Origin of the sequence: Oribacterium sp. FC2011 (assembly GCF_000701645.1) — a bacterium.
Classification (GTDB): Bacteria; Bacillota; Clostridia; order Lachnospirales; family Lachnospiraceae; genus Oribacterium.
Map to the genome: position 1 here is coordinate 91,059 of NZ_JNJM01000009.1, position 23,396 is coordinate 114,454.

Here is a 23,396-nt window from a genome sequence, read left to right on the forward strand (position 1 = left end):
TTATACTCACATAAGTCTAATATTATGTTGGACTTATATGCGCAGTGATTCTTATTATCACAGAAAGGTAAATATGACAAGAGCAAATACAGACAGACGCCCTTCACGTAACAGTGCTCAGGGACGCCAAATAAAGGACGATTCTTCAAAGTCAGGGATATTGAGATTCTTCCTCGGATTCCTGATTCCGTATCTGGTGATCAACGGTCTCATCCTGTTTTTCGTTATCCAGACACCGACCATTACTGCTGATGAACCTGATACAAAGGATTACAAAAGCGCTGATGTCTCCTTCAAGGTTTCATCCCTTATTCCAATGAAATCAGTCACAGCTACCATCGAGGGACAGGAAGTTCCTCTTGAGAAGAATGGTTCAACTTACAAGTGTACACTCACAAACAACGGTAATCTGACAGTAAAGGCCGTAGCCATTAACCAGATGACAAAATCAACATATATACAGGTTAATCTCCTGGATGAGGCAAATCCTGTTATCGATGAGGATTCCATCGTACTTGGCGCAGGTTATCTAGAGTTCGATGTTTCCGATACTCAATCCGGCGTAAACTGGGATTCCATCTACGGTATCGATAATCTGGGTAACAATGTTAAGCCCACAGATATCAATCAGACCACCGGAAGAGTTACCTTCTCCATGGCAGGCGATGCCATAACAGTCTATGTAAAGGATCTCGCCGGCAACGAAGCTCAGGCAAGTTTCTCAGTCAACTAAATAAAGATAGCTGCAAAAAGCCCCGGTTCACAACGAACCGGGGCTTTTTTTCGTGAATAAATCAAAAACTCTCTTCTTCCAGAAGGCTTTCATCCTCCGGAGTTGTTTCTTCTACCGGAGCAGCCTCCTCCTTATGATAATACCGTCCGTAAACTCCGACGATCTCAGACATCTTCCGCTTTATCTCATCGGTAAAGGCGCCCTTACTCATTCTCCACTGCCAGTTACCTCCGCTGGTTCCGGGGGTGTTTATCCTTCCCTCGGCTCCCAGACCCAGATAATCCCCCGCAGGTACTATAACCGTATCCGCCACGGTGCTCATGGATAGCCTGATCAGAAGCTCCGGCATGGCATTCCAGTCATTGTGAGACCTGCTCATGTACATGTACATATAGTTCCTTATCCAGTCCGGTAAGGTCTCAAACCAGTTTTTAAGGGTGTCGTTGTCATGTGTGCCGGTGTAGTAAATGCAGTTAGGCGTCGTGAGACTGTGTGGGAGGTAAGCATTATCAGGACCGGAATCCCAGGCAAACTGAAGTATCTTCATACCCGGGAAGCCTGTTTTCTTCATAAGCTCCTTCACCTCATCCGTGATGATACCGAGATCCTCTGCGATGATGGGAAGGTCCTTCCTGCCATAATGCTTTGTCATGGCGTCGAAAAGGTCCATTCCCGGTCCCGGAACCCACTCTCCGTTTTCAGCGGTTTCATCGCCGTAAGGTATAGCATAATATGCTTCAAAACCTCTGAAATGGTCAACTCTCAGTGTGTCATACATTTCCAGGCAGTAATCCATACGTGAAAGCCACCACTCATATCCGGTCTTTTTATGTACATCCCAGCTGTAGAGAGGATTTCCCCAAAGCTGTCCCGTAGCTGAGAATGCATCTGGCGGAACTCCCGCCACCTTCTTGGGCTCGCCCTTTACCGTGTACTGGAAAAGCTCGCGATGAGCCCAGACATCCGCGGAATCCGGGGCACAGTAGATAGGTATGTCACCGATTATCTCAATGCCTTTGATCTTTGCATACTCATGGAGCTTACCCCACTGTTTATTGAAGAGGTACTGGATGAAGGCATAAAAATCTATCTCATCCTTATGAGCGGCTTTGAATTCTTCGACCGCTGCTTTCTCACAGTCTCGAAGATCTTCGGGCCAGACGTCCCAGCTTGCACCGAAGTAGTTGTTCTTTATAGCCATGAACACACAGTACTCTACGGTCTCCGGTCTCAGCTCCTTGTATATCTTATCGATCTTTCCGCCCTGCTTTTTGTAGTTCTCAAAAGCAAGCTTCAGTGCTTTAAATTTACTTACATAGATCTTGCCGTAATTTACCTTGAAGGGGCTGTCTTCCTCTTCGTACTTATCGATTCCCTGGTTCAAAGTTGACAGAAGATTTCTTGCCTTCTCATCGCCCTCCCAGGCTTTTTTCTGCCATAGAGTTTTAAGAAGCGCAATGGCTTCGCCGTCACCGAAATCGAACTCCTCCGGATCCTCCAGATCTTCTTCAGTGAGAAGCCCTTCCTCTATAAGAGCCTCCAGATCCACAAAGTAAGGATTTCCTGCGAATGCCGAGAACGACTGATAGGGTGAATCCCCGAAACCGGTCGGCCCCATGGGAAGCACCTGCCAGATCTTATTTCCGGTATCCCGCAGAACATCTATAAAACTGTACGCCTCTTTCCCCAATGTTCCTATGCCGTATTTTCCGGGAAAAGAAAATACCGGCATCAACACGCCTGCTTTTTTCATTAACTGATCTCCTCGACTTATCCCTTACGGCGTCTTGCTGCACCTGAGGCCTGCTTTGAAGCTTTGCTTGCCGCCGGCTTTTTTACTGTCAGCTTGCTGTCCGTTTTTGCTTTGCCTGCTGTGGTTTTTGTCGTACTTTTACTTTTTCCGGCAGTTGTCCTTTTTGCAGCCGGCTTCTTGGCGTCTGAAAGATTTACAACCTCAACATCGGCAGCTGCTGTCTTCTTTGCTGCTAACTTTTCTTCGGTATCCTCTTTCTTTGAGGATTTCTTTGAGGTACTCTTCTTTGCTGCAGCCTTCTTTGCAGGAGCCTTCTTTGCAGGAGCCTTTTCATCTGCTTCCGCACAAGGTGTGAGCTGATAAACGGTTGTAGACATGGACGGGATGTCGAGGTCTACGGCAAAGTCTCTGTCGTCCCAGAGGATTCTCTTTGCCTTTATCTGAGTATGCTTAACCATACCGAAACCGCCGTACTTCTCATCATCTGTTGAGATCAGGGCCTTGGCATTACACATAAACGGAACACCCACTCTGAACTTAGGATGGGCAACATTATCAAAGTTTGTAACTACAAGGATGGTCTCACCCGGCTTGTCGGTCTTTCTGATGAACATCACCATGGAAAGATCGCTGTAGCTGCAGTTGATCCACTCAAAGCCGTCCGGATAGTAGTCAAGCTGCCATAATGCAGGCTGTGCCTTGTAGATTGCATTAAGATCCTTGACAAAGTCCTGGGTTTCCTTATGAACCGGATACTCGAGAAGGTTCCACTCCAGCTCCTGATTCTCGGACCACTCATCATACTGGCCGAAATCCTGTCCCATGAAGAGAAGCTTCTTTCCGGGATGTGTCCAGAAGTAGCCGTAAGCGGTACGGAGGTTTCTTGCCTTCTCTTCAAAGGTCTGTCCCGGCATCTTTCCGAGAAGTGAACGCTTTCCGTGAACAACTTCATCATGTGAGAACACAAGCATGAAGTCCTCTGAGTAGTTATAAAGCATTGAGAAGGTAAGCTGGTTGTAGCTTCCCTTACGGAAGAAAGGATCTGTCTCCATATATCCCAGGAAATCATTCATCCAGCCCATATTCCACTTGAGGTCGAAGCCCAGTCCTTCATCCTTTACAGAGCTTGTGATATTAGGCCATGCCGTTGACTCCTCAGCTATAAGGAGTGTTCCCGGAAATCTCTTGTGGAACTGTGAGTTCAGGTGCTTAAGGAACTCTACGGAATCAAGGTTCTCATTTCCGCCGTAGATATTTCTCGGTGCTCCCTGACCCTGGCGTCCGTAGTCAAGATAAAGCATTGACGCTACGGCATCCATACGGAGTCCGTCAACATGATACTTGTCAGCCCAGTACATAGCGCTTCCGATGAGGAAGTTTGAAACCTCGTTCTTACGATAGTTAAATGTCAGGGTTCCCCAGTGAGGATGGCTTGCAAGTACAGGATCCGGATTCTCATAAAGTCCTGTTCCGTCGAACTGCGCAAGTCCCCAGGTGTCTCTCAGGAAGTGAGCCGGAACCCAGTCAAGGATAACACCGATTCCTTCATTGTGAAGGTGGTTAACAAAGAACATGAAATCTTCAGGTGTTCCGTAACGGCTTGTTGGTGCATAGTAGCCTGATACCTGATAGCCCCAGCTTGCATCAAGAGGATGCTCCATGATAGGCATAAGCTCCACATGTGTGTAGCCCTGTTTCTTTACGTATGCAGCAAGCTTCTTTGCAAGCTCTCTGTAGTTATAGAATTCTGAGCCCGGAACCTCGGTTCCGTCTTCATTTATCATTATCTGCTTACGGGCGAAGGATCCGAGATGAACCTCGTAAACGCTCATAGGCTGCTCTTTTATGCCGGAGGTCTTGAGCTCAAGCTTCTTGTCCTCCCAGGCCTTATCTGTCCAGGTGAATTTCTCAAGATCAGCTACAACGGAGGCATTGTTGGGACGCATCTCCATTGCATTTGCATAAGGGTCAGTCTTCAGGAAAGGCTCCTTATGACGGCATTTGATCTCATACTTATAAACTGTTCCCGGAGTGAGCTTAGGAATAAAAGTCTCAAATACACCTGAATTCCCAAGTCTCTGCATCATGTTGCGTCTTCCGTCCCACATATTAAAGTCGCCAACTACTGACACGCGCTCAGCATTAGGCGCCCATACTGAGAATACTACGCCCTTTACCCCGTCAATGGTGATGGGGTGTGCGCCCATCTTGTCATAGATGTTGTACCAGATGCCGGCCTGATATTTCTTGATATCCTCTTCTGTATAGATGGAAGCAAATGAATAAGGATCCTCAGACTCGGTGGTGGTGTCATTATCATAGGTAATGATATAGGAGTACTTGGGAAGTTCTTTCTCCCACTTCTTTTTCATGGGAACCAGCACTGCGTAGAAGCCTTCTTCATCAGCAAGCTCCATCTGATAAACCCTGTCTCCCTGGATCTTTACTTCGATGTCTTTTGCCGTAGGAACAAAAGCCTGAATTAAAAGTCCCTCGGGAACAACATGTGCTCCAAGAATGTTTTTGGGATCTGCTGTTTCCGCATAAGTTACATCTTCTACATCTGCCCAATTCATTACATCATATAATTTTTCGGTCATGAGTTCCTCTCCTCCTTAGCGCTTCTTTTGAGAAGCGCCTTCTATTGCGTCATTCTTTTTCTCTGTACTAATTGTATCTTCTGAAGATGCCGCGGCATCTGTATCAGCTTTTGACTTCTTCACCGGAGTTTTAGGACTGCCCTTAGCTTTTGATTCCTGCTCCGGGGCTTCCGGTCTGCCTTCAGCTTTTGATTCCTGCTCCGGAGTTTCCGGGCTGCCCTCAGCTTTTGATTCCTGCTCCGGAGTTTCCGGGCTGCCTTCAGCTGTTTTTCCGTTGTCAGTCACGTCCTTTTTCTTCCGGACTGCTCTCTTCCTCTTCGGCTTATAGCTCTTATCCTTAACAGCCTTAAGAACCACTATGGTTCTCGGCTCAACTATGATATCCGAGATATCCAGCTCCGGCTCCTGCCCCTCAGGATAGATGCCGTTAATGTCATCCTTTGAAGTATCTATGGCTACTGCCCACTTCTTGCCTACAGGAGCATGCGGCGGCATGAAGTCATGTTTCTCCCAGTGGAAATTGTAAAGCACCAGGAAGGTATCATCATCCGCATACTCACCGGCATACATGGCTCCGAGCTGACGCCTGAAGTTTTCCATCTCCGGCCTCCAGGCATTCTCGCCGTGGAAGCTTAAATCCGGGATGCCTACGGAACGGTAGTCCAGCATCCTTAGCGCCTGGCTCTGATGGAATACCTTGTGATTTTTCCTGAAGGCGATCATGTATTTTGCGAACTCGTAAAGCTCTTTGTTCTTATCAAGAAGCCGCCAGTCAAGCCAGTTAATGTTGTTGTCCTGGCAGTAGGCATTGTTATTGCCAAGTCTCGTCTGCCCGCACTCATCACCTGAGTTTATAAGGGGAGTTCCCTGGCTGAGCATGAGGAGGAGGTAAGCATTCCTCCACATCTTCCTTCTAAGCTGCTTGATGGATTTCTTTCTTGTCTGACCTTCCTCTCCACAGTTCCAGGAGAAGTTCATGTTGGTGCCGTCACGGTTGTCCTCATGATTTCCTTCGTTATGCTTTCTGTCATAGCTCAGGACATCATAGAGACTCATGCCGGAGACATTGGCCATATACTGGATGTTTGCCCGCTCTTCAGGATTGTATCTGATCCTGCTCATAAGGGCCTGCAGCATGCTCTCGTCTCCCTTCAGGATGCGGCGCATGTCGTTCTGGAAGCCGTCATTGTAATCCGCAAGGTATTTCGTGGTCGCATGGCGGTAGGCTCCGTATCTGTCATTTCCGCGGTTCGGATCCTCCCAGCTGTCGGCCCAGATCTTGAATCTGCTGAGATAAGGATCACGGGCGATGACGCTGTAGGGGGCGGAACCTATCATATGGATGCCGTCCACGTGATAGTTGATGCGCCAGTACCTCATCACCGTGGTTATGTAGTCCGGTAATGTCTCGTAGGTGAAATACAGGTCGACGATTACTTCTATATTGTTCCGGTGCAGTTCATACACCATTTTTCGAAATTCGTTTCTAGGGTTTTTGTGATCTGAGGTAAAGCTTGATTTGGGTGCCAGCTGCATGGCGTCTTTGGTGAAGCCCCAATAGTTTATGCGGCCTGTAGGCTTAACCTCTGTCTGATAGGGATTCTTGCTGCCGTAGTCCGGGAGCATTACCTCGTTAAATTCGTAGGCCGGCATGAGTTCCACCGCAGTTACTCCCAGGGATTTAAGATACGGTATCTTTTCTATGATGCCCTGGAATGTGCCCCGGACATCGTTTTTGAGTCCGGAGGAGCTGTGCTCCGTGAATCCTCTTACATGAAGACGATAAATGATGGTTTCGTCATAGGGAGTTTCCAAAGGTCTGTCCTTCATCCACTCCTCGCTGATTTCAGGCATGGCCACCGCCTCCCCCACAGGGGTTTTCAGTATCCTGGTGCCATCCTTCAGATAACCGAATCTTTTCCTTCCTTCAAATACCGTTCCGTTGGGATCGGTAAAAACATTTCCGTCCGCTTCATAGCAATAGCTGTAGCCTGAGATATCTTCCGAAATCTCAAGCTTCCACACATCACCTATGCGCCGGTAAGGATCAAAGGCTATCTGTCGAACCTTTCTGTTACCGTCATATAGATTGAGGAACAGCTGCTCGGTATGAACAACTGCCTCAAATATATATATATTATTTTCTTTTCTTAACCCAAACATTTTTTCCTTACTTTTGTTTCCCGGTGTGGCATATAAGGGATAGGATAAATACATTTATGTATAGTTGGAATAAGTATATCATATAATGTACTTGTTTAGGAGATTTTTTCCAAAAAACGTTACGGTTCACGGTTTTTCTATTCACACCAATACGAGAGGCTTATAAACGGATAAACTTGCTTGACCTTATTTAGGGGTTTTTCGATATGAGTCATACCACCTTCATGCTTTGCTTGACTGCAATTGGGTATTTTTCAATTTGAGTCATAACTGTAGGTTCTTTTGTTTGACTGCTTTTAGCTATTTTCCCAATTTGAGTCATAGTCGCAGCTTCTTTTGTTTGACCGCTTTTGGCTATTTTTCCAATTTGGGTCATAGCTGTAGGTTCTTTTGTTTGACTGCTTTTGGCTATTTTTCCAATTTGAGTCATAGTCGCAGCTTCTTTTGTTTGACCGCTTTTGGCTATTTTTCCAATTTGGGTCATAGCTGTAGGTTCTTTTGTTTGACTGCTTTGGGCTATTTTTCCAATTTGAGTCAATTTTTCTATTTTGGTTTCAATCCATGGAGTCGCAATGTTTTTCTTAATTACAAATTTAAAAACAGCTTACATAGGAATTCCATCCTACACAAGCTGTTTATCTAAATATATGAGCTTTATTGGCATTACAGAAAATTTCGAATTATCTATTCAAGCAATCAATGCATATGATCTTAATCTATGTATAGAACTATACCGTTTAATTATTCAATGCAGAGCTCTATTGGGCAATGATCCGATCCCATTATCTCCTGATGAATGCTTGCATCTTTAATCCTGTCCTTCAGCTTTTCGGATACAACAAAGTAGTCTATACGCCAGCCTACATTTCTCTCTCTCGCCTTCATGCGGTAGGACCACCAGCTGTACTCATCTGCTGCGTCCGGATGAAGCATACGGAAACTGTCAACAAAGCCTGCTGCCAGGAGTCTCGAGAACTTGGCACGTTCTTCATCCGTGAAGCCTGCATTATGATGATTTGTTGCCGGGTTTTTAATGTCTATTTCCTCGTGGGCAACATTGAGATCTCCGCAATAGATGACCGGCTTCTTCTTATCAAGCTCGCTAATGTAGTTTCTCCAGGCGTCCTCCCACTCCATTCTGTAGGGAAGCCTCTTGAGTTCACCCTGGGAGTTGGGAACGTAAACAGTGAGAACATAATAGTCCGGGAACTCTGCTGTTATAACACGGCCTTCCATATCATGCTCGGGAATTCCCATGCCGTAAGTCACATTCAGGGGCTCTTCTTTAGTGAAAAGAGCGGTGCCGGAATATCCCTTTTTCTCTGCATAGTTCCAGTACTGGTGATATCCCGGGAGGTCCAGATCTATCTGTCCGGCCTGAAGCTTCGTCTCCTGAAGACAGAAGATATCGGCATCAAGTTTTTGAAAATCTTCCATAAAGTTCTTGCCCATAACGGCACGAAGACCGTTAACATTCCAGGAAATCATTTTTTTCATAGCATATTCTCCTTGTAAAGTATATTCAGAATTCAGGATTCACATCCCTATTAATCTATAGCTCTTATGGTATTTTAGTATTTTACCACATCCTTATGGGGTGTTACACTCGTCATATAATGAATTTTCAGGAGGTTTCACCTTGGCATCAACCGCTACGGATTTTTCAAAAGGGTCTGTCATAAAAGCCATCATGGCTCAGTCCATTCCGCTACTGGTGGCTCAGATCATACAGCTCCTTTACAACATAGTCGACCGAATATACATCGGGCACCTCCCGGGTTCCAACGGCCTTGCCCTGACGGGAGTCGGTGTCTGCTTCCCGATCATAACTCTGATCACCGCATTCACAGACTGGTTCGGCATCGGCGGAACCCCCCTCTTTTCCATAGCGAGAGGTGAGGGCAATGAAAAAAGAGCTCACAGCATCATGAGTGAAAGTGCATTTCTTCTTATCGTAACCTCAGTAGTCATGACTGTTCTGACACTTATCTTTATGAAGCCAATGCTTTATGCCCTGGGAGCCAGTGATGCCACCTATACATATGCAAAAAGCTACTTTACTATCTACATCCTGGGCACAGTATTCTTCATGACGGGCTCCGGACTTAATTACTACATCAGTGCTCAGGGATTCCCAAGGACCGGTATGATAACCACTGCCATCGGCGCCATTCTGAACATCATTCTGGATCCGATTTTAATGTTTGTTTTAAACTGGGGTGTGGTTGGAGCCGCCATCGCCACTGTCATTTCCCAGATAGTAAGTGCTGTCTGGGTTATAAGATTCCTGCTTTCAGAGAAAGCTTTGTTCAGACTTAAGCTTTCAGAGATACGTTTCAACAGCGGGATAGCCCGTGAGATCGCCACCCTGGGCTTTGCCAATTTTTTAATGAAATCCACCAACACCGTAACTCAGGCAGCCTGTAATATCATGCTTCGTGACTACGGCGGAGATTTATACATTGGCATCTTTGCCATCATTAATTCCATAAGAGACTTTATTTCCCTTCCGGGAACTGCCATCACTCACGCTTCACAGCCCGTGCTTGGCTACAATTTCGGAGCGAGAAAATACAAGCGTTTAAAGCAGGGCATCGTCTTTGCGTCTGCTGCCGCAAGCAGTTACGGCGGACTTGTCTGGATACTTATACTTATCTTCCCGACTTTCTTTATCCGCATTTTCACGCCGGATATGGAGACCATCACAGTAGGAACTCATTGTCTCAGGCTTTACCTTCTGGCCTTCATCTTCCAGATGGGACAGTTCTGTGGACAGTCGGTTTTCTCAGCCCTTGGACAGTCGAAGAAGGCTATCTTCTTCTCAACTCTCAGGAAGATCATCATTATCCTTCCGCTGACCCTGATACTTCCGCTTTACATGGGTGTCGACGGTGTATTTGCCGCTGAGCCGATTTCAAACATAATCGGCGGAACAGCTGCATTCACAACGATGCTTATGACAGTGTACTTCAGGCTGCCTAAGCAGGATGGGGAAGAGGCAAGGCTGTAGAGTAGAATGCTATGTCAAATCGGAGAAATGTGATGATTTCAATCGGAGAAATATGAGGTTTTGAATCGGAGAAATATGAGGGTTTCAGTCGGAGAAATATCAGGTTTTGAATCGGAGAAATATTAGGGTTTGAATCGGAGAAATGTGAGGGTTTTCGATCGAAAAAATATTAGGACTTTTAGTCCAAAAGTAAAAAAGCCCGTGTAGGACATAATATGCCTACACGAGCTTTTTGATTTTATGAATTGATGATCACTACATCTCCAAATATAGGAATGCTTACTTCTGCACACATTTCCTTAAGTTCTTTCAGTGCAAGCTTTCGTGCCTTATCTAATGAAATCATTCTCACAACCATGTCGGAAGAATGTAATTTCTTGAGATCTTCCGGTGATTTTAAAGGGTCACCTGCTTCAACATCTGAAATCTGGGATTTTAAATCATTAACCATCTGATCAGTTATGGTTTTTGCATAATCGGATGAATCATCTCTGGCAATAAAAATGTGATTAAAGTTCTTTTGCTTACAGTACTCTGTTATCCTTGTTACAGTTACCGCCGCAGCCTCTTCATCCTGCTGCTCAGCATGTCCTCGTAGTTTGATGCTTTTGGCAATTCCGAGAAACAGTTTATCTAATCCTTTAAAGGGTTTTTCTTTCTTGTAAATGCATCCGACCAGCTTTATTCCGGTGAATCTTGAAACATCTTCAACCGTCTTAAAATCACCTGCAAACAAATACATGAGACATAAAACTACTGCTACAGCAAATGCTCCGGCAAATCCACCGACAACAACATATTTCTTCCAGCTAGGTCTCTGTGTAACGAAATCATCATGATGGATCATGTATTCAAACAGTTTCTGCTCCTGGCTGTTAAGGGAGGACTTATTATCTTTTTCAAATGCATTATAGCTGGCAACAAGCTCACTTCCCATTGCCATCCTTGACTGTTGCTGCTCCACCAGTCCCGTGTCTACACTTTCTGTATAGTTCACTCCTGACTGGGTCAGCTTTACTGTAACTCCGATATCCGTTAACTCTGTCACAGCTTTTGATAGTGCCTTGTCAACAATCCCGGCAATTTTTTCACACTGTTCTCTGTTACTTGCCTTGATTCTGAGTTTTACCAGGCCACGGTATTTATTTGAAATATCTCCATTGACAATTATCTTATCCGGCATATCCGCATCAATGATCTTGTCATCAGCTGCTGCGGTACACCGAATACTCAGTACTTCATATGCAAATCTGGGGTCAGCCTCATTTCCAAGAATCAAAGCAATGTCTTTATAATCATCAAGATTTAGTGAAAAATCATTAAAATAATCCACCGCAGTCCGCTGATCTGCCTCAAATACATAGCTTACATAGTAATTTGAAACATTGTTGGGATCCATATTCATGAGAATAGAATGATCCATATAATACTGATTATTTGTAATTCGTTTCCTAAAAGTCTTATAACGATTATATAGCTGGTTGACTGTTTCGATTTCTCCCTTGGTCATGTCTTCCTGTATGGCATCCAGCGTTGTATCAGCATATTTGCTCTGAATCTGCCTGTACTGCCTGTATGTAAGCGGACATCCTATCAAAAGGACACCAAAAACAAGACCTGCCAGCAGAAATTTCCATTTTTGGAAAAAATAAGCCAGCATGTCCAGCAGATCGATCACAACCTCATCGTTGTCACATGTTCCCATTATTCTATTCTCCTACTATATACTCTTGCTTTCGTCGTTTATCTCAGACATTTACATGTCATAAGTTCGGTCTCCTCTATAAATGCATGTTTTTCGCCATTTATCTCTGACATACAGATGCAGATCTAATTGGCTCCTAAAATTAAGTAAACTAAACACGATAATACACGAATATGATATATATTTTACTGGATATTCCAGTAAAATCAACCGCGGGTTTAAAATGTTTATATGATGTTCCGAGGAGAATTCCATGAAACATTTATGAAATATTACGAGCGAATCAGAGAACTCAGGGAGGAAAAAAATCTCCCTATGAAGGCTATTGCCCACGAGCTTGGCATCAGCCAGCAAACTTACAATGAATATGAAAAAGATTATCGTTCCAGAATTCCGGTCGAGCGATTGATTCTGCTCGCCCAATTTTATGATGTTTCCATGGACTACATTTCAGGTGTCAGTAATATTCGAAAGTCTTATCCGAAAGAATAAACCAGCCCGCGTAAGTGGATTTGATCCGTTTACGTGAGCTGGTTTTTTAATGTTTTTTGATTTGATAGATGCAAATCTAATTGGCTATAAACGTAAGTTTTTCGCCACTGATTTTACAGCCTCTGTCCCTTAAGCTGTTTCGGAATCCTTACCGTCAGATAGATATCCATAAAATCATGTCCGTATTTGATATCTGCAATTCCTTTCTCAGCCAGTGAAATCAGTGTTTCTTTGGAAAACGGGAACTCATCTGACATTACGCTTTCCTTCTTGCTTACCATCTGGCGCAAACGCTTGATCAAGGCTATTTCTTCATCGGAAAGCAGTTCCTTTACCCTTGAGGGCTTTTCTAAAAGTGCCTGAGATACCAGGGCTGCACTCTCTGATTTATTCTTTCCGGAAGAAACTCCCAGTTTCTTTGCCATTTCAGTCAGCTTCTCTTTGGTGCATTGTCCTAATGCTTTCGTCCAGTCCTCGCACCATTCCGCATCTATCATACCCGGCGCCAGGTCATCGTCAAAGTCATCATCGAATCCATCTTCATCCATATAGTCATCTTCGTAGTATTTTTCTGTGACTTCAAAAAACTCATTGATCAATTTGATTCTTTCCCGCATATTTTTAGGCTCCTGCCATACGAGTTCATAATCACCGTCATCATAATAATCATCAAGATCAGGCAGATCATCGTCTTCAGGCCCACCTAAATACATACCTCCGAAATCATTACCATATTCATTTCTTAAATTTTTACCCAGAATATCTACCAATTCTTCTTCCGTTTTCACGCCGGCCATTTTCATAAGTGCAGAAATTTCCTCATCCTTGAGGCCTATTGCTCTAAGCATACTTCCATCCGCCTCGGGACCCATTCTACGCATATCCCTCTGCAGTCCCCTTTTGAAATCATTTATATGACTCTTTTTGGCGATCTCAACCGGTACTCCAACCGCACTCTCGAGAACAGACAATAACTCTTCCATGATATCTCCGGATACAAGAATCTTCTTAGGTATTCCGTGCTCATTCATCAAATTGGTAAGATACCTGCATACTGCCAAATGATCATCTGAGGGCTCAAGCATTTGCTGATAGATCACCATTCCGGTATTATGATCCAAAACAAATAAAAGGTGAGGGAATAAAGGTCTGTCGTATTTCTCATCCTCTACCATAGAATTCATGTGAGTAATATCCACTTCCCATAAACTATTAAGCTTCTTCCATTTTGCGGATTCATTCTTCAGAGCATCATTTTGTACAACAACAGGTAATTTACTAAGTTCATTCTGGTTCCACACAATCATATCAGTCTTCCATTCTGACTTTTCTGATTTATGCACAAATCCATGTCCCATCAAATGCATCCCCCGAGGTTTTAAAGCTTCAATCTGTGGTAATGCTTCGATCAGTTTTTCCAGATACCTGGTTGTATTTATAACATCCTGCTGATCAGGTATGTATGGGCAGTATCCTCTGGCGTGGTTCTCAAAATAAATCCATTTTCTTCCTTTACCATAATTTCGTCCAATTTTTTTGATGACTTCCATTTGCTCCGGAGGAATAACTTCCTTACGATCCATGAACATCACAATGCAGTTTTGCATATACATCATGTAATCGTCTCCGTTATGACCATGTATCTGTAGTTGCATTTCCCTAAAGGCAATATCTCCGAAATAAAGTCCAAAACCATATTCCATCCCGCCGTTTCCCATAACGGTAAAATATCCGCGGTCTTCCTCGGAAAAGCTTACACACACCATTTCTTCATTATCCAGCACTTCCCATGGTTTCATCTCGACATACTTTTCCGCAAAATCATACAGCTTCTTCCACTCCTTCGTTGTCGCTTCTTTTCTCATATTTTCATTATCCTTTCAGGTCCTCTTAATCAGTTTTTCAGGCAGCACAAGGGCACTACATAAACTCCGTTTTCCATTTGATAAGCAACCTTATTTTTTGTTACTACCATCAAAAATGCCGGCTTTCCTGACTTCTGCCAGTCGATATCTTCAGCTATTTTTATAAGGTTCTCTGAGGCCTGAAGTATATCTTTTTCGCCGCCAAGCTTTACCTCTACTAAAGCCCATGTACCATCATTAAACTGTATGACTGCATCGGCTTCTCTTTTTTTGGAATCTCTGTATTTATAGACCCTTGCCCCTATAGTATCCGCATATACCCTGAGATCATGTACTACCAATGATTCGAACAAAAGACCAAATGTTGTTATGTCCTTAAATATACCTTCAGGCGTTATTCCAAGTGCCGCCGCACCTATAGATGGATCAGTAAAATGTCTGGTTTCCCTTGTCCTAATAGCAGTTCGGCTTCTAAGATTGGGGTTCCAGGCAGGGAGCTCTTCTATAACATACAGGTTGCGAAGTGCATTCAGGTACTTTGCAAAAACATCTTTATCAAAGGTTTCGTCGCCTCCTGCACAATCATCACGAAGCGTCGTATCTGTTGCAGCGATAGAAACATTTCTGGCGTAGGAACGCATCAGCTTCCTTGCTTTTTGCTCATCTCTTTTGAGGGGAATATCTTTAAGCGAAAAAATGTCATCAGTTACAACTACTTCGTAATAATCCCTTGCCTGTGCCAGCGACACATCCCTGTCTTTATTAATGGCAATCGGCCACCCTCCACGGCATATGTAGTAAGCGTAGTCATTTATATCCTTATTTGACATTGCCTTTGAGAATTTACCGTTCTTCAGATCAATAAGTGATACTGTACCGTTGCTGTCACCGGTTTCAAAAAGAGACATAGTCCTCATCATCTTTCGAATGATCCTGCCATTACCCGTATGTCTGCTGCTCTCGTCATCCATATCAGATCTGGTTTTGTCAGTAACGCTTCCTGTCAGAATGTACTGTCCAAATTCACCTGTTTTATCGACTTCGTACTTTACCTGATCCCAGATAAATGCCACATGTTGCCATTCGTCAATCAGCAGAGGCTTAGGTCCATAGTTTAAAAAATTGGACGGAGATATCTCTGCCAATTCAATAAATTCATGCCTTGATTCAAGAGGCATCAGGTCTATTACTGTCTTCGCATATCTGTTTGCTGTAGTAGACTTTCCACACCATTTTGGACCGACAATCACGACTGCACCTTTACTCTTAAGGGCAAACTCCAAAATTCCGTCAAATAGCCTGTTTATATACGGTCTTTTTTTCATTTGTTTCGCTTCTCCTTCCTCAAAATTTTACTTTAAATCGGAGAAAAAATCAATTTTGAATCGGAGAAATGTGAGACTTTTGGTCGGAGAAATATTAGGTTTTCAATCGGAGAAATATCAGGTTTTGAATCGGAGAAATGTGAGACTTGAATCGAAAAATGAAGCTTTGAGAGTCCTTTATCGTAATGTAACAGGGTTTACTTTTGTAATTTCTTGGGTAAACCAGTGAGGACGGTTCTCTCCGGAGAGAACCGTCCCCACTGGTTTCTGTGAAACCTTTTTAAATTACTTCTCATCACAAACCTGGAAGATGTAGAACTTAAGATAATAGCTGTTTTCATCCTTTGCCCAGAGGATCGGGTGGTCGGAGCACTGGGTGCGGTACTCTACCTGACGGAGGCGGCGGTGAACGGAGTTGGCTGCCTCGGCGATGGTCTTTGTGAAAAGCTCAGGAGTCATGAAGTGGCTGCAGCTGCAGGTAGCGAGGTAACCACCGTCTTTAACAAGCTTGATTCCCTGCATGTTTATCTCGCGGTAGCCGCGGATAGCTGCCTTTGTAGCTTCTCTTGATTTTGTAAATGCCGGCGGGTCGAGGATCACCACGTCATACTTCTCCCCGGCTTTGTTGAGCTTCGGAAGCTCATCCAGCACGTCAGCCACGCGGAAGTGAACTGTATCGGAAAGACCGTTTCTCTCAGCATTGGCGGTAGCCTGCTGCACCGCAAGCTCAGAGATGTCGAGGCCCTCAACGGAAGCTGCTCCTGCGATTCCGGCATTGAGCGCGAAGGTTCCCATGTGGGTGAAGCAGTCCAGCACCTTCTTGCCCTTGCAGAGCTTGTGGATAGAGAGACGGTTGTACTTCTGGTCGAGGAAAAATCCGGTTTTCTGACCGTTTACAACGTCCACCATATACTTAACGCCATTCTCTGTGATGAGAACATCAGTATCGAACTCAGGCCCGATGAACCCCTTGTGCGGCTCCATGCCCTCTTTCTTTCTGACCGGGGCATCTGACCTCTCATAGATTCCTCTTATGCTAATGCCGTCTTCCTTCAAAATCTCAACCAGATCCTCAAGTATCATCTCCTTGAGTCTGTCGATTCCAAGTGCCAATGACTCAACCACCAGCACATCCTCGTACTTATCAACTGTGAGTCCCGGAAGCCAGTCAGCCTCACCGAAGATGACTCTGCAGGAACTTGTATCAACCACGGTCTTTCTGTAGTCCCAGGCATTCTTCACTCTCTCCCGGAGAAACTCTCTGTCGATGGGTTCCTTTCTCCATCTTGAAAGCATTCGAACTCTTATTTTGGAATTGTGATTTATAAAACCGTAGCCCATGAAGAAGCCGTCAAAGTCGGAAACGGTGATGATATCTCCGTTTTCATATTCACCTTCATACCGGTCGATTTCATTATCAAAGATCCAGGCTCCGCCCGCCTTGATGGTGCGGCCCTCACCCTTTTTTAAAACTATTTTTCCGTTTGAAACCAAAGATTCTGACATATTGATCTCCTCTATAAGCGAATGTTTTTGGTCATTATGTGCCTTAAAAAAATATTATATCTGTGTTATGATTTCAAGCATATTCTACCAGTAATAAGCGGCTTTTGCCACAAAGTCAGAATAGTAACATAAAATCGGGCTGTTTTGCCGGTCCGTGTTATATGTTTGTTATATCTTTTGATTCAGGGGGTAAACTATGTACGATATAAAATGTGACACACATACACATACTTTATACAGCAGGCATGCCTACTCAACCATAAAGGAAAATGTTATCGAGGCCAAAGAAAACGGAATAGAGCTTCTGACATCCACAGACCATTTTTCAGAAATGCTCTGGCCGGAATATACTAATCTCAAAAACTATCAGTACCTTGCAACTTCTCCAACCATCTGGCCAAAGGAATGGATGGGCGTGACACTTCTCTCAGGCTGCGAGGTAGATATAGTGAATCTTGATGGAGGACTGTTCGGACAAGACATCAGCATCGACAAAAATATCGTCGGAGATCCCATAAGACCCACAAATCTGTATGAGCTGGTTACCAGAAAAATGGATTATGTAATCGCAAGCATTCATGGAAAGGCATTTACAAAAGGGGCAAGCAGAACTCAGCTTACGGACATGTATATAAAGGCGCTCCAGGATGAGAAGGTATTCATCCTCGGTCACCTGGGAAGAAGCGGTCTCGATGTGGATTTTAGAGCTATCGTTGACGCTGCAAAGAGTCTCAACAAGCTTCTGGAGGTTAATGAACACAGCTTCGAGTTTGGCAGCGAGGCGGAGGACAGCATAACCAGAAGCCGCTGCAAGGAGCTTCTTGAAATCTGCGCCGAGAAAGGCTGCAAGGTTTCCATCGCCACCGATGCTCATGTCTCAAATCTTATCGGTCGTTTTGAGAAGACGAAGATCCTCCTTGAGGAAGTTCATTTCCCGGAGGAACTGATCGCAAGTTTAAACAGAGAGACCTTCCTGGAGGCTTTAAAAGAGTCCGGGATAAAGGGACGGATTGTATAGATTTATAAATCTGACTAAACTGTCACCTGTAACAGTTCAACCGATGGACCACTAACTCCGTCCCCTTGGTTCACTGACTGAACTATTACCCTTTGTCCCTTTTCTTCTCAATATTTTTTGTGTTTTTCATTTCTATTTTATATAATACATGATATAGTGTGATAAATTTTTTAAATAAGGGGATAATTATTATGAAAAACAAAACACTGTTACTTACTATGATAGCCGCAGCTTCAGCTATGCTTGCGCTCTCCGGTTGTTCCGTAGAACGTAAGTCAACTTCGGAAGTCAATTTTTCTGTCAATACAGACGGGAATTCAAAGGAATACAGTTTCAAGGCCGAAAACAACAACGGCGTGATCACAACTGAGAAGTCAGTCACAGAAGAAACTGCTGCTGCAACCGAAGCTCCAGAGGAATCAACAGAAGCTGCAGAGGAATCAACAGAAGCTCCAGAGGAATCAACAGAAGCTGCAGAAGAAACAGAAAACGAAGATTTCTTAAATGCAATATACTACGTTGACGATACTATCAGCGAAGCCTGGAACGATGAAGGCTGCGCTCATAAAATAACTTATGATCCTGATGAAATCTATATTCACGTTTGGCGTGAAGGCATAACCACCATCGATGATATCGATGTTGATCCATTCCGTGATGAAACCATTCCTGCATGGCTCGATATCGTTAATGATTGTCGTGAAGAACTGAATAAAAGAGGTTACAGTGACGTTGAACTGTGTTTACAGTTTATAACCGATGACCCTGAAAATGAGCTGGTTTTCTTAACCATTGAGGGTGGAGAAGTTATATACTTCATAGGAGACGAGGCCTGATTTTATAAGGCCAAAAGGTCATAGAAATGCACAAAGCCGCGCAAGATCAGAGATTTTCTCTATGAAAGCTCTGATTTTGCGCGACTTTTGCATTTCAAAAAGAATCCGAAAGGATCCTTTCTTTATCTGAGTCGGAATTTTTTTTATTTTTTCTGCGAAGGTGCCTCGGTTTAAAATGGATGCCCTCCGGATCTTATTTATTCCTCTGCTGCCTTAAGCTTCTGTGTATCCTGAATCTCCATGATCATATTAACGCGGGTCTCATGACGACCGCCCTCGAACTTTGAATTTAACCAGGCATCAACGATCTGCTTAGCAGTCTCGATACCGATAACTCTTGCGCCGAAACATATAACATTTGCGTTATTGTGACGCTTGCTCATCTCGGCAGAATAGGGTTCACTGCAGCAGCAGGCACGAACACCGTCTACCTTGTTGCAGGCAAGGCTGATGCCTACGCCGGTTCCGCAGATTGCGATGCCGCCGTCAACCTTTCCCTCTGCAACCATCTTTCCTACACGGTATCCTGAAATCGGATAATTGAAGCTGTCTGTTGAATTGGTTCCAACATCAATCATCTCAATTCCCTTCTCCTCGAGATACTCCTTTATCTCATTCTTCATATCTACCGATGAGTGATCATTTCCGATTACTAATTTCATAACTGATCTCCATTCTATAAATTCTATTTTAATGTAGCAGCTCATCCGGAACCCTGGTGACGGATGAACTGAAACATTTAAATTTGCTTTTTCTCCAAAAAGTATAACATAGGATATTTTATTTCTCTATAACATCACCCTTTGGTTCCTGCTGAGAAAAATTCAGCCAAACTTGACCCATACTTCGATTTTCGTGTTTTAAGTCATACAGAACCCTGCTCTTGCTTGACCCATTCTCCGCTTTTCGTGATTTGAGTCATACAAACCCCTGCTTTTGCTTGACCCATTCTTCATTTCTCGTGATTTGAGTCATACAGGACCCTGCTCCTGCTTGACCCATTCTTCATTTCTCGTGATTTGAGTCATACAGAACCCTGCTCTTGCTTGGCCCATCCTCCGCTTTTCGAGTTATAAGTCAATTGATCATCACTTGATAGTTGACTCAAAGACATTATTTCGGATATGTAATCAATCCAACAACGCCTTCGCATGCAGATACCCGGTATCCACTATCATATCCTCATAGTTCTCAGCCGTCACAACTAAAGGAAACAACTCGATAGCGGGCACCACAATCGCCCCGTTCTGGTACATCTCAGCGTCCGTGATCTCCATCTCTGTGCCGTGATATATGTCATCCACAAGCTCCGTTATACTGAAAGCATACTGCGCAGGATCGTAAAATACAGACATTGACTGCTTTCCCTGAAGTATCCTGTCCAGAGCCTCTTCACTTGAACCGTCTCCGGTTATGACCGGCATAGTTCCTCCATATGTGCCGTCCATAACGGCCTCAGCCATCGCCCTGGATACGCCTCCCGCAAGCACATCGTCAATACATATAACAGCATCAAGATTTCCGGAGGTATAAACCTCGGCAAGAAGCTCCTTCATACGTTCATAGGCCTCAGACTCACTGTTGTCCAATGTACTCACCTGCTCAAGCTCTATCTGCCCGGAAGGTATAACAAGGGCTCCGGAATCGATATACGGAAACAATGCTTCCATCAGACCCGGGAACCTGAAGTACAGGGTCTCATCCGACATGTCTCCCGTAAAGATTTCCGCGGTCTTTGGCTCCTCCGCTGTAGCATGCTTGAGATCCAGCGCATCAACGATGTAATTACCCATGGTTTCACCCACATGGTAGTCATCACATCCAAAAAGGAAATTCACACCGTCTGTTCTCATGGGTACATGATCGATGGCGACAACATAGATACCCGAGTTTTTCACCTGTGTAAGCTCCGCTGCAAGGGCTTCCGACGAAACATCCCCGGGGGCCACAAATATGATCCCCGCTCCTTCTTTTACCAGCTCTTCGATATCCTCAATCTGCTTTTTAACCAGCTTATCTTTATGGAATCCCTCCACTGAAGGGCCTTCCTCCAGAGGCTGCTCCACAGCATATTTAAAGTCTGCATTATATCCGGAAGCATGAAGCACCTTATCAATCTGCTTCTCCATAAGCATCCACTTTTCACATTGCTGATCCGGGAAGGAGAAGCCTATAAGCTCTCCGTTTCCTCCGATGATATCGAGGTTTTCAATGTCATTGGGCGGCGCCACGTTCTCTTCGATCAGATATTTTGAGGCTGTGGTTTCTTCTTCTGATTCATCTCCTGTAGGAGTGTTCTCATCTGCCGCTGTACTGCTGCTTTCCGAGACCTCCTGTGTCTCATTGATTCCGGATCTGATTCTCTTCCCCAGGAAAATGCAGAAAAGCAGAAAAACAAAGAAAATGATACTGCCGATGGCAAACTTTACCATCATCTTATGTTCTGTAAGCCGTAATTTTTTATGAGATTTTTCATGCTCACCATGGAGATTCTGATTAACATTCCTCTCATTCATCCTGATGGATTTATGATGAAGACTCTCCCACTGGTACTCAGAATCTACCTGGACCCTTTTCCTTTTGGGCTTTTTAACAGTATTTTTTTGATCATTCTTGAGATTTTCTTTTTTAATTTCGTTATCCTTATCCAATGATCTCCCCCATTATCCATTGGGGACGGTTCATTATCCTATCCATCCAGTCCCCGTCGAATTATACCCCTCGCTTCATTATACTAAAAAAGGACCGGTATAAAACCGGTCCTCATAAATCTTTAAAGATTTTTTAATCTGAAGTGTAAATGTCGAGCTCCATTCATATCCGAATTGCTGCTATGAAAGCAGTATCCGATTAAGAATGATCTGTGAGCACTTCGATTCTTTGGTTATCGTCTTAGTTCTTTGACTTCTCAGAACCATCCTCAACCATGTTCTTTGCTCCTGCCTTCTTGGCAAGCTGCCAGACAAGGGATTCACCCTGGGCGATCTCAAGGTCAACGCCTGTAGCATTAGGCTCGCTGTCCTTAAAGGCATAATCCTTACCGGGAAGGATGGCATTCAAAATGATACCTACAAGTGAACCTGTTGCGATACCTGAGAAGTTGATCGTTATAGCTCCAAGCGGGATGATGATGGCGCCGGCGCTGGAGTAGTTGACTCCGATGGCAAGAACCATGATGAGTGCAGCGATGATGACGTTTCTTGTCTTTGAAAAATCAACCTTTGTTTCAACGATGTTTCTGATTCCGACAGCAGAAATCATACCGTAAAGAACCAGTGAGATACCACCGACTGTAGCCGCCGGCATTACCTCGATAAGAGCTGCGAACTTAGGGCAGAAGCTGAGGATGATAGCAATGCATGCAGCCAGGCGGATAACCATAGGATCATAAACCTTTGTAAGTGTAAGCACACCTGTGTTCTCGCCGTAGGTTGTATTGGCAGGTGCTCCGAAAAGAGAAGCAAGAGCTGTTGCCAGACCGTCACCGGTAAGTGTTCTGTGGAGACCCGGCTCCTTGATGAAGTTCTCTCCTACTGTTGAAGAGATAGCTGAGATGTCACCGATATGCTCCATCATGGTTGCGAATGCTATAGGCACGATGGTTATCACTGAAGTTATGAGCAGTGAAGTGTCCATGGTTCCGTCAGTGAAAAGTGAGAATACTGTACGGCTGTAATTTAAAGGAAGTCCAAACCATGCAGCTTCAGAAACAGGTGAGAAATCGATAACTCCGGCAACTGCAGCAACAAGATATGAACCTATAACACCGAGAAGGATAGGGATGATCTTCACCATTCCGCGTCCCCAGATATTACAGATAACAACTATGAAGATAGCTACCAGGGCGATAGGCCAGTTGGAAGCACAGTTCTCGATAGCTGACTTTGAAAGGTTGAGACCGATTGCGATGATGATAGGGCCGGTTACTACAGGCGGGAAATATTTCATTACCTTTGACTCACCGAAGGCCTTGAAAGCAGTGGCAAGTACAAGGTAAACAAGACCTGCACAGGCTACACCGAAGCATGCATATCTAAGGAGATCGGGCTCACCGTTAGGAGCAATTGCTGCATATCCTGCAAGGAATGCAAAGGATGATCCCAAAAATGCAGGTACCTTTTTCTTACTTATAAGGTGGAACAAAAGTGTACCAAGACCTGCCCAGAGCAATGTTGCCGACACGCTGAGTCCTGTGAGCAGTGGTACCAGAACAGTTGATCCAAACATCGCAAACATATGCTGGAATCCCAGGATCAATACCTTTCCTGTTCCAAGCTTTCTGGCATCATAGATACCTTCTTCTCCAATCTTGATTTTTTCGTTACTCATTTATTAACCCCTTTCCTAATTAGTCATTACAAAGAAAAAGCACGCTTAGGAGGAAATATTC

17 protein-coding genes are annotated in these 23,396 nt (G+C 44.3%); 5 read left to right on the forward strand and 12 right to left on the reverse strand.

The window, feature by feature from the left end; all coding sequences use genetic code 11:
- Nucleotides 1–73 precede the first annotated feature (73 nt).
- Entirely contained in the window at nt 74–733 is a 660-nt protein-coding gene (locus tag T357_RS0108890; protein WP_049962356.1) for a hypothetical protein, read from the forward strand.
- Nucleotides 734–794: 61 nt separating this feature from the next.
- Here the strand turns inward: T357_RS0108890 and malQ are convergent, their stop codons facing one another.
- The 5 genes from malQ to T357_RS0108915 form a co-directional block, all read right to left on the reverse strand.
- Nucleotides 795–2,486, reverse strand: coding sequence for a 4-alpha-glucanotransferase (gene malQ / locus T357_RS19160; protein ID WP_044916598.1), 1,692 nt, complete (start codon nt 2,484–2,486; stop codon nt 795–797).
- Nucleotides 2,487–2,503: 17 nt separating this feature from the next.
- A complete protein-coding gene (glgB, locus tag T357_RS0108900; RefSeq protein WP_031551211.1) occupies nt 2,504–5,086 on the reverse strand; it encodes a 1,4-alpha-glucan branching protein GlgB in 2,583 nt (860 codons plus the stop codon).
- Nucleotides 5,087–5,101: 15 nt separating this feature from the next.
- Nucleotides 5,102–7,249 (reverse strand): alpha-amylase family glycosyl hydrolase, encoded by a 2,148-nt coding sequence (locus tag T357_RS0108905; protein ID WP_049962357.1) that lies wholly within the window; start codon nt 7,247–7,249, stop codon nt 5,102–5,104.
- Nucleotides 7,250–7,460: 211 nt separating this feature from the next.
- A complete protein-coding gene (locus T357_RS0108910) occupies nt 7,461–7,787 on the reverse strand; it encodes a hypothetical protein (RefSeq protein ID WP_197027325.1) in 327 nt (108 codons plus the stop codon).
- 203 nt (nt 7,788–7,990) lie between these two features.
- Nucleotides 7,991–8,746, reverse strand: a complete 756-nt coding sequence (locus tag T357_RS0108915; protein WP_031551216.1) for an exodeoxyribonuclease III — start codon at nt 8,744–8,746, stop codon at nt 7,991–7,993.
- A gap of 142 nt (nt 8,747–8,888) precedes the next feature.
- On the opposite strand from T357_RS0108915, the gene T357_RS0108920 reads away from it, so the two are divergent.
- Nucleotides 8,889–10,259 carry an MATE family efflux transporter gene (locus T357_RS0108920; RefSeq protein ID WP_031551219.1) on the forward strand — a complete coding sequence of 457 codons (1,371 nt, stop codon included), beginning with the start codon at nt 8,889–8,891 and terminating at the stop codon, nt 10,257–10,259.
- 238 nt (nt 10,260–10,497) lie between these two features.
- Here the strand turns inward: T357_RS0108920 and T357_RS0108925 are convergent, their stop codons facing one another.
- Nucleotides 10,498–11,964: a hypothetical protein gene (locus T357_RS0108925; RefSeq protein ID WP_031551221.1), complete on the reverse strand. Its 1,467-nt coding sequence runs from the start codon at nt 11,962–11,964 to the stop codon at nt 10,498–10,500.
- 264 nt (nt 11,965–12,228) lie between these two features.
- Between T357_RS0108925 and T357_RS0108930 the strand changes: the two genes are divergently transcribed.
- Nucleotides 12,229–12,456: a helix-turn-helix domain-containing protein gene (locus T357_RS0108930; protein ID WP_031551224.1), complete on the forward strand. Its 228-nt coding sequence runs from the start codon at nt 12,229–12,231 to the stop codon at nt 12,454–12,456.
- A gap of 113 nt (nt 12,457–12,569) precedes the next feature.
- Here T357_RS0108930 and T357_RS0108935 read toward each other — a convergent pair whose 3' ends face one another.
- The 3 genes from T357_RS0108935 to T357_RS0108945 all read right to left on the reverse strand — a co-directional run bounded on the left by T357_RS0108935 (nt 12,570) and on the right by T357_RS0108945 (nt 17,152).
- On the reverse strand, nt 12,570–14,321 hold the full coding sequence (locus T357_RS0108935; protein WP_031551227.1) for a DUF7309 domain-containing protein: 1,752 nt from the start codon (nt 14,319–14,321) through the stop codon (nt 12,570–12,572).
- A 29-nt stretch (nt 14,322–14,350) separates the two neighbouring features.
- Complete coding sequence (locus T357_RS0108940; protein WP_031551230.1) at nt 14,351–15,646, reverse strand: ATP-binding protein; 1,296 nt, start codon at nt 15,644–15,646, stop codon at nt 14,351–14,353.
- A 285-nt stretch (nt 15,647–15,931) separates the two neighbouring features.
- Nucleotides 15,932–17,152 carry a class I SAM-dependent rRNA methyltransferase gene (locus tag T357_RS0108945; RefSeq protein ID WP_031551233.1) on the reverse strand — a complete coding sequence of 407 codons (1,221 nt, stop codon included), beginning with the start codon at nt 17,150–17,152 and terminating at the stop codon, nt 15,932–15,934.
- A 196-nt stretch (nt 17,153–17,348) separates the two neighbouring features.
- Between T357_RS0108945 and T357_RS0108950 the strand changes: the two genes are divergently transcribed.
- Nucleotides 17,349–18,170, forward strand: a complete 822-nt coding sequence (locus T357_RS0108950; protein ID WP_031551236.1) for a PHP domain-containing protein — start codon at nt 17,349–17,351, stop codon at nt 18,168–18,170.
- Nucleotides 18,171–18,361: 191 nt separating this feature from the next.
- Nucleotides 18,362–19,006, forward strand: coding sequence for a hypothetical protein (locus T357_RS0108955; RefSeq protein ID WP_031551239.1), 645 nt, complete (start codon nt 18,362–18,364; stop codon nt 19,004–19,006).
- A 197-nt stretch (nt 19,007–19,203) separates the two neighbouring features.
- On the opposite strand, the gene rpiB is transcribed toward T357_RS0108955, so the two are convergent.
- From rpiB to T357_RS0108975, 3 genes are all read right to left on the reverse strand, one after another.
- Nucleotides 19,204–19,668, reverse strand: coding sequence for a ribose 5-phosphate isomerase B (rpiB, locus tag T357_RS0108960; RefSeq protein WP_031551242.1), 465 nt, complete (start codon nt 19,666–19,668; stop codon nt 19,204–19,206).
- 468 nt (nt 19,669–20,136) lie between these two features.
- Nucleotides 20,137–21,657 (reverse strand): substrate-binding domain-containing protein, encoded by a 1,521-nt coding sequence (locus T357_RS20240; protein ID WP_049962358.1) that lies wholly within the window; start codon nt 21,655–21,657, stop codon nt 20,137–20,139.
- Nucleotides 21,658–21,898: 241 nt separating this feature from the next.
- Nucleotides 21,899–23,335: a uracil-xanthine permease family protein gene (locus T357_RS0108975; RefSeq protein WP_044916601.1), complete on the reverse strand. Its 1,437-nt coding sequence runs from the start codon at nt 23,333–23,335 to the stop codon at nt 21,899–21,901.
- Nucleotides 23,336–23,396: the final 61 nt, after the last annotated feature.

Excerpts from the sequence above, each read along its gene's own strand:
- T357_RS0108890 (WP_049962356.1), top strand. The coding sequence starts at position 74 with ATGACAAGAGCAAATACAGACAGACGCCCTTCACGTAACAGTGCTCAG.
- malQ (WP_044916598.1), bottom strand. The coding sequence starts at position 2,486 with ATGAAAAAAGCAGGCGTGTTGATGCCGGTATTTTCTTTTCCCGGAAAA.
- glgB (WP_031551211.1), bottom strand. The coding sequence starts at position 5,086 with ATGACCGAAAAATTATATGATGTAATGAATTGGGCAGATGTAGAAGAT.
- T357_RS0108905 (WP_049962357.1), bottom strand. The coding sequence starts at position 7,249 with ATGTTTGGGTTAAGAAAAGAAAATAATATATATATATTTGAGGCAGTT.
- T357_RS0108915 (WP_031551216.1), bottom strand. The coding sequence starts at position 8,746 with ATGAAAAAAATGATTTCCTGGAATGTTAACGGTCTTCGTGCCGTTATG.
- T357_RS0108925 (WP_031551221.1), bottom strand. The coding sequence starts at position 11,964 with ATGGGAACATGTGACAACGATGAGGTTGTGATCGATCTGCTGGACATG.
- T357_RS0108930 (WP_031551224.1), top strand. The coding sequence starts at position 12,229 with ATGAAATATTACGAGCGAATCAGAGAACTCAGGGAGGAAAAAAATCTC.
- T357_RS0108935 (WP_031551227.1), bottom strand. The coding sequence starts at position 14,321 with ATGAGAAAAGAAGCGACAACGAAGGAGTGGAAGAAGCTGTATGATTTT.
- T357_RS0108940 (WP_031551230.1), bottom strand. The coding sequence starts at position 15,646 with ATGAAAAAAAGACCGTATATAAACAGGCTATTTGACGGAATTTTGGAG.
- T357_RS0108945 (WP_031551233.1), bottom strand. The coding sequence starts at position 17,152 with ATGTCAGAATCTTTGGTTTCAAACGGAAAAATAGTTTTAAAAAAGGGT.
- T357_RS0108950 (WP_031551236.1), top strand. The coding sequence starts at position 17,349 with ATGTACGATATAAAATGTGACACACATACACATACTTTATACAGCAGG.
- T357_RS0108955 (WP_031551239.1), top strand. The coding sequence starts at position 18,362 with ATGAAAAACAAAACACTGTTACTTACTATGATAGCCGCAGCTTCAGCT.
- rpiB (WP_031551242.1), bottom strand. The coding sequence starts at position 19,668 with ATGAAATTAGTAATCGGAAATGATCACTCATCGGTAGATATGAAGAAT.
- T357_RS0108975 (WP_044916601.1), bottom strand. The coding sequence starts at position 23,335 with ATGAGTAACGAAAAAATCAAGATTGGAGAAGAAGGTATCTATGATGCC.